Raw genomic sequence first — 12,958 nt, forward strand, 5'->3', positions numbered from 1 at the left:
ATCAGGCTACCTCGAAAGCGGCCTTGACCAGCCGTTCGGTGTAAGCGGTTTTGGGATGGGACAGGACTTCGTCGACCGGCCCCTCTTCGACGATCTTGCCGTGCTGCATGACGATGACGCGGTGGCACAGCGCCCGAACGACCTTGAGGTCGTGCGAGATGAAGATGTAGCTCAGGCCCCGTTCGCGCTGCAGCTTGCGCAGCAATTCGATGATCTGCGCCTGGACGGAGAGATCCAGTGCCGATGTCGGCTCGTCGAGTACGATGAATTCCGGTTCGAGCGCGACGGCGCGGGCAATCGCAATACGCTGGCGCTGGCCGCCGGAAAACTCGTGCGGGAAGCGCGACAGGATATCGCCGGGCATGCCGGCGCTGATCAGCGCCTCGCGCACCCGCTCTATCCGATCGTTCCTGGTGGCGCCGATTCGGTTGACGACCAGCCCTTCCTCGATGATCTGGCCGATCGTCATGCGTGGGTTGAGCGACGAGAACGGATCCTGGAAGACGACCTGCATGCGCGACCGCAACGGCCGCATCTGCGAACGTGAACAGCCATGGATCGGCTGGCCATCGAAATAGATCTCGCCGCTGTCCGTGGTGTTGAGCCTGAGCAACGCCTCGCCGAAGGTGGTCTTGCCGGATCCGGATTCGCCGACGAGACCCAGCGTCTCGTGCCGCCGAAGGGTCAGGCTGAGACTGTCGACGGCGACGAGTTCGCGCAGGTCCGGCCTCATGAACGTGCCATGCCGCAGCATGAAGGAGACGCGCACATCCTTGGCTTCAAGAATGACGTCGGCGCCTTCGGGCAACGGATTTGCCTGGCCGCGCGGCTCGGAGGCAAGCAGGTGACAGGTGTAGGGATGCTGCGGATCGGCAAACAGCCTCTCCGTCACATTGTGCTCGCGCATCTCCCCATGCTGCATGACGTAGACATAGTCGGAGAACTGCCGCACCACGGTCAGGTCGTGCGTGATCAGGATCACCGCCATGCGCAGTTTCTTCTGCAGGTTTCGGATGAGATTGAGGATCTGCGCCTGAACCGTGACGTCGAGCGCCGTCGTCGGCTCATCGGCGATCAGCACATCGGGATCGTTGGCCAGCGCCATGGCGATCATCACACGCTGGCGTTGGCCACCGGAAAGCTGGTGCGGGTATTGTTTCAGCCGCGCCTGGGGCTCAGGAATCTGTACCTGCTGCAGCAGCTCGAGCGCTCTTGCTTCGGCCTGCCTGCGGCTCATCTTGCGATGCACCCGTATCGCCTCGACGATCTGGCTGCCGATCGTGTAGATCGGGTTGAGCGAACTCATCGGCTCCTGAAAGATCATCGAGATGCGGTCGCCGCGCAGTTTGCGCCGCGCACGCTCGGAATATTTCAGGATGTTTGCCCCGTTGTATTCGACAGTCGATTTCGGCGACACGACCGCGCGTTTCGACAACAGTCCCATGACGGTGCGCGCCGTCACCGACTTGCCCGATCCCGACTCGCCGACAATGGCGATCGTCTCGCCGCGATAGAGCTGGAAGGAGATGTCCTTAACGGCTTCGATCATGCCGTGCTCGACCTTGAAATCGACGGCGATGTTGCGGGCATCGATGACCGGTTTTTCCGAACGGCCGTCATGGTCGAGCCGGACAGGCGGTGCGAAGGATTTGACGAGCGCGTGTTGCATCATGTCACGCTCAATACGGATCGACCGCATCGCGCAATCCATCGCCAAGCGCGTTGAACGCGAAGACGGTGACAAGCACGAAGCCGACCGGCGAGAGGATCCAGGGATAGGTGCCGATGACCGAATAGGTCGCGGTGTCCTGCAGCATCAGGCCCCAGGAGATCAGCGGCGGTTTCACCGCGAAGCCGAGAAAACCGAGGAAGGATTCGAGCAGGACGACGCTGGGGATCGCCAATGTGACGGCAACGATGACGTGGCTCATCACGTTTGGGAAAATATGCTGCATGATGATGCGGCCGTCGGTGGCGCCGACCGCCATCGCCGCACGGACGTAGTCGATCCGCGCCAGCGCCAAGGTCTTGCCGCGCACCTCGCGCGACATCTGCGCCCAGCCGAGCGCCGACATGACGACGATCACGAAGGCCAGGAAGACATTCGTCGGCGCCGTCACCGGAACAAGCGACGTCAGCGCCAGATAAAGCGGCAATTGCGGAAATGCGAGCACCAGTTCGACGAAGCGCTGGACCCAGACATCGAATGTGCCGCCGAAATAGCCCGACACCATGCCGACTGTCGTACCGATCACGGTGACGATGAAGACCACGGTCAATGCGATCATCAACGAGATGCGCGAACCATAGATCGCACGAGCCAGCACATCGCGGCCGAATTTGTCGGTGCCAAGGAAATGCACCGGCTGGCCGTCGGTCGAGCCGAAGAAGTGCCGGTTCGCGGGAAGCAGGCCGAGCAGTCTGTACTCCGCGCCCTTGACGAAGAAGCCGAGCAGCCGCGGATGGTCGTAGTCCGGCCCGACGACGGGTTGGAAGGTAACCGGGTCGAGGTCTTCCGAATCCGCCAGGGCATAGACGCGCGGCTGGAAGACAAAGTTGCCGTCCTTGTCATGGAAGCTCATCATCTGCGGCGGGGCAAAGCCGACATCGGTCACCTTGGGATCCATCGGTGCGAAGAAGTCGGCAAACACCGCCAGCAGCACCAGAAGCGCGACCAGGATGAGCCCGGCCATGCCGGTCCAGGACCGTTTCAGGCGGCGCCAGACGAGCGCGATGTAGCTCTCATTGCCGCGCGGCTTGATCTTGGCCGATTCCTCGGCAAGCGGCGGCAGCGAGGGCTCGAAGGCAAGCATCTCAGGACCCTGCATATTGGCGCACACGCGGGTCGAGCATAACGAGCAGCATGTCGGCGATGATGTTGCCAACGATCAGCGTCGCCGACAGCACCATCATGAAGGTCGCCGTGACATAGACGTCGCCAACCGCCATCGAGCCGACGATCGCCGGGCCAACGGTCGGCAGGGCAAAGATGATCGCCGTCTCAATCTCGCCGGTCAGCATATAGGGCAGCACCACGCCCTGATACATAACCAGCGGATGCAGCGCATTGGGCACCGCATGGCGCATGACGACCGCACCGCCGCTGAGGCCCTTGGCGCGAGCGGTCTCGACATATTGCGCGTTCAGCGTGTCGAGCAGATTGCCGCGCATCACCCGCATGTTGTAGGCGAGCCCTCCGAAGGTCGCGATGGCGACAACCGGCCAGACATGCCGGACGAGATCGACGAACTTCGCCCAGGACCACGGCGCCCCGCCAAATTGCGGCGAAAAGAAGCTGCCGATCTCGGAGACGTTAAACTGGAAGACCAGCAGATAGACGATGATCAGCGCCATCAGGAAGCGCGGTACCGTCATTCCGAGGAAGGAAATCGCTGACAGCGTACTGTCGATCCAGCTGTACTGCCTGGTCGCCGCCCAGATGCCGAAGCCGATGCCCAGCACCGATGCCAACAGGTGGCAGACAAGCGCAAGCAGCAGCGTGCGCGGCAGCCGCTCGCCTACCACGTCGGCGACGGGCTTGTTGTAATACAGGCTGTGGCCGAAATCGCCGCGGATGATGATGCCGCCGATCCAGTTCAGGTATTGGAGCGGAACCGGCTTATCGAGGCCGTGCTCCACGCTGTAAGCCTTCGCCTGAGCATCCGCCTCGGCAAAGGAGGCTCCACCCTGGTTGATGAGCTGCAAGCGGATATAGTCGGCATAGTTACCCGGCGGTGCCTGGATGATCGCGAAGGTAACCACGCTCAAAATGGCGAGAACCGGTATTGCGGATGCTATGCGCATAAGCAGAAATCGCAGCATCGACCGTTTTGCTCCTCGCTTAGATTCTCAGTTATCCCTCACCGCTGGCTTTGTCCCGGCCGCGCCAGCAGCGCGGCCGGGAATTTTCAAGTCAGGGGAGGAAACTCAGTTCGTCGGACCCTTATCCCCGGGCTTTCCGGGAAGCTGTTCGGGAAACAGCTCATATTTCTGCTGCTTGTCGGCGGCCACCCAGACCCGCTCGCGGACGATCGAGTCCTCGGCCCAGTTGAACATGAAGATTGGCGTTCCCTGCGGGATATTGGAGAAACGTTTGTTGATGATCAGCGCGCCGGGATATTCGGTGAGCCCGACGGTATAGACGTGTTCCGTCGAGATTCTCTGGAACTGCTTCATCAGGCTGGCCCTCTGGTCATTGTCCTGCGCCGAGACGAACTTGTTGACGATATCGACAAGGTCCTTCTCGAAGGGCATCAGATCTACCTGACCGTTTTCCGGAGCGCGGTGGTTCCAGCTGGTGCGCGGGCCGACCGGCGCCAGTTGCTCGGTGTTCTGCACGACCGAGGTGAGTTCCGTTTCGTTGCGCCTTATCAGCCAGTCGAAGCGACCGGAGTAATTGGCCTGATCGCGCTGGGTACCGTTCAACCCGTTCAGGACAACGCGAATACCTAACTTCTCCATCTGACCGACGACGCCCTCCGCGAGGCTCTTGTCGGTGGTGTAATCGTTGTTGACGAGCATCACGATCTCGACATTCTTGCCGCCGGCGGTGCCGGCAGGAAAATTGACGAAGCCGTCGCCGTCCGTGTCCTTTAGGCCTGCCTTGGCGAGTTCCGCCTTGGCGCCTTCGAGATCGAAGGGGTAGTAGACCGTCGACTTCCGGTCGTAGAAGCTCGTGCCCGAGGAGAAGCCGCCGGGATAGATGGCAGTGAACGGACCCTTGACCAGTGAGTCACCGAGCGCCTTGCGGTCGAGCGCCATGGTGACGCCCTTGCGGAAATCCTCGTTGCGGTTCAGCTCGCGTATCGCCTGTCCGCGCTCGTCGGGGTTGCCCCAGCCATTGGCTGAGAAATTCATGCGAAGATTATAGCCGATCAACCGTGGGCCGAAGGCAAGCCGTGCCGGCGCGTCCTTTTGCGCTGCGCGCTTCAGCGAGGCGACGAAGTTCTCCGGCTGCTCCAGATTGGAGAAGTCGCCCGCCCCCGATACCGCCTGAACGTCGCGGTCGGCCCAGGTCGACAATTTGTAGTGCAGTTCATTGAGATACGGCAGCTGGTTGCCCTTCTCGTCGACCTTCCAATAGTACGGATTGCGACGCATGACGATGATGTCGTCGGGGCGGTATGCCACCGGCACCCAGGCACCCATCACCGGCATGTTCATATATTCCGGCGGGAAGGCGTTCTTGAACTGCTCGTAGGTGTTCTTCGAATATTTCGGATGCTGCGGCTTGAGGATATGCGACGGGCCCGGACAGAAGGTGCCGTAAGCCATGGCGTAAAGGTATTGTTTCGGAAAGGCGTCCTTGAACGTCCACTCGACGGTGTAGTCGTCGATTTTCTTCAGCGTCGTGCCGACGCCGAAGGTCTCCTGCGTGGCACCGTTCAGCGGCGACACATTAGGGTCGATCACCTCGTCGTCCCAGTAGAACATCACATCGTCGGCGTTGAACGGAACGCCGTCCGACCATTTCGCGCCCTCGACCAGATGCATCGTCAGCGTGTGGCCGTCCTTGGACCAGTCCCAGCTCCTGGCGAGGTTCGGCAGCGGCTCCGTGTCCTTGGCCTCGACCTGGAACAGCGGCGCGGTGCGCGTCAGGCATTCGGAAAGGCCGATGTCGATGCCGCCCCAGCCCTGCGTCTGGCCGGCGCCATAGTTCCAGCCCTCCGGCCGGCCGCCGATGACATGACGCATCGTATCACCGTAGACACCGACGCCGTCCGGCATATTGCCGGTCTTGAAGACCAGCGGCTCCTTCGGTAACCGGTCCTTGACCGGCGGCAGCTTGCCTGCCTTGACGTATTTGTCGGTGACCCAATCGGGTTCGTGGTATTCCGGAAGTGCCTTGAACTCCAGGATGGAGTCGCGCGCGACGTACTTGATCTTTCCCTCGGCCGGAAATTGCGCGGGCACCGGCGGCACGGTCGGCTCGGATGCATACGCGTTCAGGGCCGAGGCCGAGACGCTAAGCGCCAGCCCGGCGAGAATGCCAATGTTTCGGAAATTCCTCATCGTCTCTCCTCCCTGTTGTTCAGGAGCGCGTTGACGCCGCTCCATTTCTCCTCGAACGAATGTACTTCCGGGTGCGGTGCCGAAAATTCCTCCCGAAACCTTGCCGCGATCCGTCCTGGCGAAATTCAGACGGCCTGCTTGAGAGCCGTTTTTTCCGCGCGCAATTCATCGATCGAACGGACGTCGCGCCGTGCCGCCCCGGCCCATTCACGGGTCTTGATCCTGGATTTCGAAAGCCGCTCCTTCGCGGCCGGCACCGCCTCGGCGTATTGAGGCAGCCAGCGGGCCTGGGCGACGACCATTTCGTCCACCATTTGCCAAACCTCTTCCGGCGTCGAAACCGCGCCGACCAGCGGATCGTGCAGGACGGCGAGCTTCAGCAGGTCGATATCGCCGGAGATCGCCGCATGAACCGACATGCGCTGGACGTTGATCGAGGAAGTGCAAGTGGCGGCGCAGGCTTCCGGCAGCGTGATGCCTGCAGCCATGTTGATGCCGAAGCGATCGACGAAGCCGGGCGACTCGATGATGGCGTCCTGCGGCAGGTTGGTGACGATGCCGTTGTTCTTGACGTTGAAATGGCCGCGATAAACGCGGTTCGTCTCCAGCGCTTCGAGAATGTGGCTGGCATGCTCGTTGGAGCGCTTGGCGGGGTCTATCGGCCTGGCGGCGGATTCCAGAAATTGCGGGAACTCCGTTTCGAACCAATTGCGTGTTTCGGTCGAATAACGAAGGTAGCCGCCGGTCTCGCCGTGGATCCAGTCGGACATGTCTATCCAGCGGGTGATTTCGTCCGGCCGCTTGCGATACCAGGGCAGGTATTCGGAAAGATGGCCGTTGCTTTCGGTCGAATAGACGCCGAAGCGCTTCAGAACATCGATGCGCAGCTTTTCCTGCTGCGAATAGACCGGATGCGCCTCGAAGGCGGCAACCAGCTCGTCCTTGCCGATCTTGCGGCCGTTGAGACGCAGGTCGATGAACCAGGTCTGATGATTGATGCCGGAGCAGATGTAGTCGAGCTCGGTGCGCGACTTGGCGCCGAGCACTTCGGCGATCTGGTCGGCGCCATGCTGGACGCCGTGGCAAAGGCCGACGGTATCGACCTTGCCATATTCGATCGCCGCCCAGGTGTTCATGGCCATCGGATTGGCGTAGTTCAGGAATTTCGCCCCAGGCTCGGCGACTTCGAGGATATCCTTGCAGAAATCGAGGATTACCGGAATGTTGCGCTGGCCATAGAGGATGCCGCCGGCGCAGATCGTGTCGCCGACGCACTGGTCGATGCCATACTTCAAGGGAATGCGGATGTCGTCCGCATAGGCTTCGAGACCGCCGACGCGAACGCAGCTGATAATGTAGCGGGCACCCTCGAGGGCGGCACGGCGGTCGGTCGTTGCCGTAACCTTGGTCGGCAGCCTGTTGAATTCGACGACCCTGTCGAGGATCGACTTGATCATCTGGAGGTTGCGTTCGCTGAGATCGGTCAGTGCGAATTCGACATCCCTGAATTCGGGAACGCACAAAATGTCGGTGAAGAGCTTCTTGGTGAACCCGACGCTTCCCGCACCGATGATAGCGATCTTGAAACTCATCAGCCTCACCTCGACCTGATCGAACGCTAGGGCAAAGGCGGCGAAAAGAGGCCTGGCCCGCCCGCCACATTATGCAGGCTGGAATCCGGCACTTCCTCCCATCCGCTCGTTGACCGCAGTTTCTTTTGCTTTTCTCGAGGGATTATGCGCCTTATTCGGCACGCGACCAGAGAAGGATTATGCTTTTAGGGGTAATTTTGTGCTGCGGAACTTGATCGACATCGGGCCGGCGGGCAGGACGGTATCGCTGCCGCGCGGGCGCCAGCGTCTACACACCATGCCGACAAGCACCGGCTATGAAGTGCGCGAGAATGAGGTCTACGACTGGGATGGGCGCAAGCGCGGCCAGACGCCGTTTACCGTGCTCCAGCATACGATCAGCGGCACCGGCCGATTGCGCTACGAGAACCGGAACTACCGCCTGCAAAAGGGCGACACTTTGCTGGTCCTCGTGCCGCACAACCACCGTTACTGGCTGGCCAAGGGCGAACGCTGGGAGTTCTTCTGGATATCGATGAACGGCGAGGAGGCACTGCGCATCCACAAGTCGATCCTTGCCGCCGTCGGTCCGGTCCTGCGGCTGCAGCCCTCGACGATCGATCATCTCGCGGATTGCAGCGTACGCCTGATCACGGGCGCGGTCTCGCCGGGAGCCGCCTCGGCCGTCGCCTATGAAGCCGCCATGGCGCTCTACGACGATGTCTTCGGCTCGCATGCCGTCACCGACGACAAGAGCGCCATGCAGCCGGTCATCGACCACATCAGGGCCAATCTCGACAGGCCGCTCCGCGTTGCCGATCTCGCCGAGATCAGCGGCCTGAGCCGCGCGCATTTCTCGCGCTGCTTCGCCGAGAGCGAGGGACTTCCGCCCGCCGAATTCGTGCTGCAGCAGCGACTGCAGCGCGCGGCGAAGTTGCTGACGAAGGCCGATTTCCTGCCGGTCAAGGAGGTCGCCATCATGTGCGGCTTCGAGGATGCCAATTATTTTTCCAAGGTCTTCCGCCGCCTCTACGGCATCAACCCGACGCAATTCCGCACCAACGGAATGTATGCCAGCCTGGGAACCGCCCGATAGATTGGCCCCGCTTGGCACCAGGTGAGGGAACGCTTTTGCTTCCCCTCGGTTTAGGACAAGAGAGCCCGCTCGCCGCTGCCGCACCCCGCTCTGGTGGAGATCAGGCCACAGATATCAGGGGAGTGATCGATGAACAACCCCGATCCGAACAACCCGAATCCACTGCCGGACAATCCCAATCCGGAGCCGGCGCGGCCGCCTGCCCCGCCGGAGACTCCGCCGGGAGAACCTCCAGGCGTACCCCCGCCCTCGCCGGATCCAATTCCGACGCCGGATCAGGAGCCACTTGGAGTTCCTCCTGGCACGCCTTCCGAAATTCCTTCGGAACCGACCTTTCCCGGGCCGACCGCCTGAAGGCGGTTGGAGTGGAGGATGGGTGATTTGGCGAAGCGCTCGAAACGGGTCTTGCCATGGAACGTTTTGCGCTGGCGCTCATTCACCCTTCCATCACGAAATTCGGCGGCGGGCCCTGCAACCAACGGAGGTTAAAATGAAAGTTGGCAACTGCATGACAAAGGACGTCGAGATCGCCAGTCCGCAGCAAACCCTGCGCGATGCGGCAGAAATGATGGGTCGCCTCGACGCCGGCGCGATGCCGGTGGGCGAGAACGATCGACTTGTCGGCATGGTAACCGATCGCGACATCGCAATCCGCGGCGTCGCCCAAGGCAAGACACCTGACGCCAAGGTACGGGAAGTGATGAGTACCGAGGTCAGGTATTGCTTCGAAGACGAAGACGCGGAGGATGTTCTGCGCAACATGGCTGACCTGAAAGTGCGCCGCTTGCCAGTGCTAAACCGTGACAAGCGCCTGGTCGGCATCGTTTCGCTGGGCGACCTCGCCACCAACAGCGAGACCGCGACAGCAGGTGAAGCGCTGAGCGGCATCTCGCAACCCGGCGGCGAGCATTCGCAAACGATACACTGACGGCGCGCCACCGGCCGGCCTTTGCCACGACCGAACCGCCGGCTTGATAGACGCCGGTCTGCCGGCGAAACAGTTCAGAGGCGAATTGGACTCAACCCGACGAGGAGCAAGCCATGATTACTATGAAGGCCGTCCGTATCCACGATTTTGGTGGACCGGAGGTTCTTTCGCTGGACGCGGTTCCGTTGCCTCAGCCCCATGACGACGAGGTCACGCTCAAGGTCTACGCGGCAAGCGTCAATCCCGTCGACTACAAGGTTCGCGAGGGCTCTTCGGGCGCGGATCTGCCCGTCACGGTCGGCCGCGACGTGTCCGGCGTGGTGGAACTGTGCGGCACGCGAGCCCATACGCTGAAGAAGGGCGATCCGCTATACGCCATGCTCGGCAACGACCGCGGCGGCAACGCCGAATATGTCGTCGTCAAGGCAACGGAGGCGGCGGCGAAGCCGCAACGCTTAAGCCACGCCGAAGCCGCCGCGGTGCCACTCGCGGGCCTTACCGCGTGGCAAGGCCTTTTCGATCACGGCGGCCTCAAATCCGGGCAGCGGGTCCTTATCCATGGCGGCGCCGGCGGCGTCGGTCATCTGGCGGTGCAGTTCGCAAAGGCCGCGGGCGCGTTTGTCGCGACGACCGTGTCCGCGCAGGATTTCGATTTCGTTCGCGGGCTTGGCGCCGACCAGGCGGTCGACTACAAGAACCAGCGCTTCGAGGAGGTTGTCGAGGACGTCGACCTCGTCTTCGACCTGGTAGCGGGTGAAACACAGGACCGCTCGTGGGACGTGCTCAAACCCGGGGGGACGCTCGTCTCAACGCTTTCCGAACCGTCGGCGGAGAAGGCCCGCCTGCATCGGGCTCGCGGCGTTTCCTATTTGACCAAGCCTAACGCGGCGCAGCTTGCCGAGATCAGCCGCCTCATCGACGCCGGGAAGGTCAGGCCATTCGTGCAGGCAATCTATCCTCTTGAGGAAGTCGCCAGGGCCGAGGAACAGCTCGAGAAGCAGCACACGCGCGGCAAGATTGTGCTTCAGGTAGCTGCCTGAGCACTCGCCGAACAACAGGCCGCAGGCGAGTTTGCGGAGCGCTCGGACACAGGCCGTTTTCTGCCGTCCAGAAGCCCGGCGGCCGAGAGTTTGACACAGGACGGCCCGCCGGGCCTGGCCGGCTTAGGCAGATGCCGGTTGAAGCAGCATGCGCCGGGTTTGCCGGGATGCGCAAATCAAACAAATCAAGGAGATGCAACGGATTGTGAGGCACGTCACGACGACACCGTCGCACGGCCGCCGTCAGTTAACTGCGAAGCGAAGGGCACAGCGTTTACCGACAGGCGGGCTAGGTTCCTACCGGCCGCAAGCCGCAAAAAACCGCTTCAAACTGTCGGAAACCGGCGATAGGTTCGAACCATGTCTCAACCCGCCAATCCGATCTCCATTGCCCGTCGCGATCAGATGTTTCCAGCGCTGGCTGAGGCGGACCTGGACCGCATCGGCCGTTTCGGCGAAGCCGTGTCCTATGCCGCAGGCGAACAGATCGTCAAAGCCGGCGAGCTGGCGCCCGGTCTGATCGTGGTCCTGTCCGGCAAGGTGGATATCATCCAGGGCGGCAGCTTCGGCCGGCGCGAAACAATCGTCACGCACGGTGCAGGCAATTTCGTCGGCGAGTTGGCGCAGCTTTCAGCCCGACCCTCACTGGTGGATGTGGAGGCGGTCGAGCCGGTCGAGGCGCTCGTCATCCCCTCGCAAAGGCTGAGGGACCTGATGGTCCAGGAAGCAAACCTCGGCGAGCGCATCATGCGGGCGCTGATCCTGCGCCGTGTCGGCCTGCTCGAGAGCGGCACGGCCGGCCCGATCATTGTCGGACCGGTCGACAGCGGCGACGTTTTGAGGCTGCAAGGTTTTCTGGCTCGCAGCGGTCAGCCGCATCGCGTTTTCGATTCGGCTGCCGATCCCTGCGCCAGGACGATGATCGAACGCTTCCATGTCGATATCCACCATTTGCCGATCGTGCTTTGTCCAAACGGCAAGCTGCTGCTCAATCCCGGAGAGAACGAGCTTGCCCGCTGCATCGGCCTGGTGAGGCCGATCGACGCCGGCAAGCTGTACGACGTGGCCATTGTCGGCGCCGGACCGGCCGGCCTCGCGGCGGCCGTCTACGCGGCTTCCGAAGGGTTGTCGACGATCGTGCTCGATTGCCGTGCGTTCGGCGGACAGGCGGGTGCCTCCTCGCGCATCGAGAACTACCTCGGTTTTCCGACCGGCATTTCGGGAATGGCGCTGATGGCGCGCGCTTACAACCAGGCGCAGAAATTCGGCGTCGAGATGGTGATACCGGACGAGGCGAAGCTGCTGGGCAGCGCAAGCGACACGTCCGGTGCCCACTACACGCTCGCCGTCGGCGGCGGGGAGGCCGTGCGGGCACGGTCGGTGGTGATCGCCAGCGGAGCGCGCTATCGCCGCCTCGACATGGCAAACCTGGCGCAATTCGAGGGAATCTCCGTGCATTACTGGGCTTCGCCGATCGAAGCGCGGCTTTGCGCCGGGCAAGAGGTAGCCCTGGTCGGCGCCGGCAATTCGGCTGGACAGGCTGCTGTCTATTTGGCGGCGCATGTGAAGAAGGTATGGCTGCTGGCGCTGGCGCAACCGCGACACCGAGACAACACGTCCGATCCGCCACCTCTTCCTGTTCATCGGCGCCGATCCGAACACCGACTGGCTGGCGCAATGCGGCGTGGCGTTGGACGCGAAGGGCTTCGTTCGCACCGGGCCTGACATTGGCCAGGAACGTGGCGCTCTGGAGACGAACCGCGGCGGCGTGTTCGCCATCGGCGACGTGCGCTCTGGCTCGATCAAGCGCGTCGCCGCTGCCGTCGGCGAAGGCGCCCAGGTGGTTGCGGCGCTGCATGCATATCTCGCACGAAACGGCAGCCTAGCCGTGGCGCCACAACTGGTCAGGAGCGTATGATGGCAGACGAATGCAGGCACGCCGGGGACATTCGCGACGTGACGCCGAGCGCGCTCGGCTGCGAGGAATGCCTGAAGAGCGGTTCGCAGTGGGTGCATCTGCGGCTCTGCCGCACATGCGGTCACGTTGGCTGCTGCGACGACTCGCCCAACCGTCATGCCACCAAGCATTTTCGGGCAACCGGCCATCCTGTCATCGAAGGCTACGATCCGCCGGAAGGCTGGGGATGGTGCTACATCGACGAAATCTTCCTCGACCTCGGCAACCGCACCACGCCGCAAAACGGACCGATACCGCGCTTCATTTGAGCTTTTTTTGCCAGCGGGCCGCTAGAGCAATTCCAGAAAAAGTGTGAACGGTTTTCGTCCGCAATTGCGTCAAAAAAGATGGAGC

Annotated in this window: 9 protein-coding genes and 1 pseudogene; 5 read left to right on the forward strand and 5 right to left on the reverse strand. The window is 62.1% G+C overall.

The features are described from left to right. Position 1 precedes the first annotated feature (1 nt). From NKJ72_RS02510 to NKJ72_RS02530, 5 genes are all read right to left on the reverse strand, one after another. Positions 2–1,669, reverse strand: a complete 1,668-nt coding sequence (locus NKJ72_RS02510; protein ID WP_352475744.1) for an ABC transporter ATP-binding protein — start codon at positions 1,667–1,669, stop codon at positions 2–4. Positions 1,670–1,679: 10 nt separating this feature from the next. Next, complete coding sequence (locus NKJ72_RS02515) at positions 1,680–2,813, reverse strand: ABC transporter permease (protein WP_352475683.1); 1,134 nt, start codon at positions 2,811–2,813, stop codon at positions 1,680–1,682. A gap of 1 nt (position 2,814) precedes the next feature. Further along, positions 2,815–3,822: an ABC transporter permease gene (locus NKJ72_RS02520; RefSeq protein ID WP_352475684.1), complete on the reverse strand. Its 1,008-nt coding sequence runs from the start codon at positions 3,820–3,822 to the stop codon at positions 2,815–2,817. A gap of 105 nt (positions 3,823–3,927) precedes the next feature. Beyond that, on the reverse strand, positions 3,928–6,012 hold the full coding sequence (locus tag NKJ72_RS02525) for an ABC transporter substrate-binding protein (RefSeq protein ID WP_352475685.1): 2,085 nt from the start codon (positions 6,010–6,012) through the stop codon (positions 3,928–3,930). A gap of 125 nt (positions 6,013–6,137) precedes the next feature. Continuing rightward, positions 6,138–7,604 carry an alpha-glucosidase/alpha-galactosidase gene (locus NKJ72_RS02530; protein WP_352475686.1) on the reverse strand — a complete coding sequence of 489 codons (1,467 nt, stop codon included), beginning with the start codon at positions 7,602–7,604 and terminating at the stop codon, positions 6,138–6,140. A gap of 277 nt (positions 7,605–7,881) precedes the next feature. Between NKJ72_RS02530 and NKJ72_RS02535 the strand changes: the two genes are divergently transcribed. The 5 genes and pseudogenes from NKJ72_RS02535 (at position 7,882) to NKJ72_RS02555 (ending at position 12,873) form a co-directional block, all read left to right on the forward strand. After that, the gene (locus NKJ72_RS02535; protein WP_352475745.1) at positions 7,882–8,679 is read left to right on the forward strand and encodes an AraC family transcriptional regulator; all 798 of its coding nucleotides are present in this window, start codon (positions 7,882–7,884) and stop codon (positions 8,677–8,679) included. Between the two features lie 490 nt (positions 8,680–9,169). After that, complete coding sequence (locus NKJ72_RS02540; protein WP_352472517.1) at positions 9,170–9,607, forward strand: CBS domain-containing protein; 438 nt, start codon at positions 9,170–9,172, stop codon at positions 9,605–9,607. 113 nt (positions 9,608–9,720) lie between these two features. Next, complete coding sequence (locus NKJ72_RS02545; protein WP_352475687.1) at positions 9,721–10,647, forward strand: NADP-dependent oxidoreductase; 927 nt, start codon at positions 9,721–9,723, stop codon at positions 10,645–10,647. A gap of 360 nt (positions 10,648–11,007) precedes the next feature. After that, a pseudogene (locus NKJ72_RS02550) lies at positions 11,008–12,565 on the forward strand (FAD-dependent oxidoreductase). Then, on the forward strand, positions 12,562–12,873 hold the full coding sequence (locus NKJ72_RS02555) for a UBP-type zinc finger domain-containing protein (protein WP_352475688.1): 312 nt from the start codon (positions 12,562–12,564) through the stop codon (positions 12,871–12,873). Before NKJ72_RS02550 ends, NKJ72_RS02555 begins: the two are co-directional and overlap by 4 nt. Positions 12,874–12,958 lie beyond the last annotated feature (85 nt).

Source organism: Mesorhizobium sp. M0045, assembly GCF_040323385.1.
Taxonomy (GTDB): Bacteria; Pseudomonadota; Alphaproteobacteria; order Rhizobiales; family Rhizobiaceae; genus Mesorhizobium.

What these genes read in the sequence shown, in the direction of transcription:
- NKJ72_RS02520 (WP_352475684.1), bottom strand. Translation starts at nt 3,822, where the DNA reads ATGCTGCGATTTCTGCTTATGCGCATAGCATCCGCAATACCGGTTCTC.
- NKJ72_RS02555 (WP_352475688.1), top strand. Translation starts at nt 12,562, where the DNA reads ATGATGGCAGACGAATGCAGGCACGCCGGGGACATTCGCGACGTGACG.
- NKJ72_RS02525 (WP_352475685.1), bottom strand. Translation starts at nt 6,012, where the DNA reads ATGAGGAATTTCCGAAACATTGGCATTCTCGCCGGGCTGGCGCTTAGC.
- NKJ72_RS02515 (WP_352475683.1), bottom strand. Translation starts at nt 2,813, where the DNA reads ATGCTTGCCTTCGAGCCCTCGCTGCCGCCGCTTGCCGAGGAATCGGCC.
- NKJ72_RS02540 (WP_352472517.1), top strand. Translation starts at nt 9,170, where the DNA reads ATGAAAGTTGGCAACTGCATGACAAAGGACGTCGAGATCGCCAGTCCG.
- NKJ72_RS02510 (WP_352475744.1), bottom strand. Translation starts at nt 1,669, where the DNA reads ATGCAACACGCGCTCGTCAAATCCTTCGCACCGCCTGTCCGGCTCGAC.
- NKJ72_RS02530 (WP_352475686.1), bottom strand. Translation starts at nt 7,604, where the DNA reads ATGAGTTTCAAGATCGCTATCATCGGTGCGGGAAGCGTCGGGTTCACC.
- NKJ72_RS02545 (WP_352475687.1), top strand. Translation starts at nt 9,721, where the DNA reads ATGATTACTATGAAGGCCGTCCGTATCCACGATTTTGGTGGACCGGAG.
- NKJ72_RS02535 (WP_352475745.1), top strand. Translation starts at nt 7,882, where the DNA reads ATGCCGACAAGCACCGGCTATGAAGTGCGCGAGAATGAGGTCTACGAC.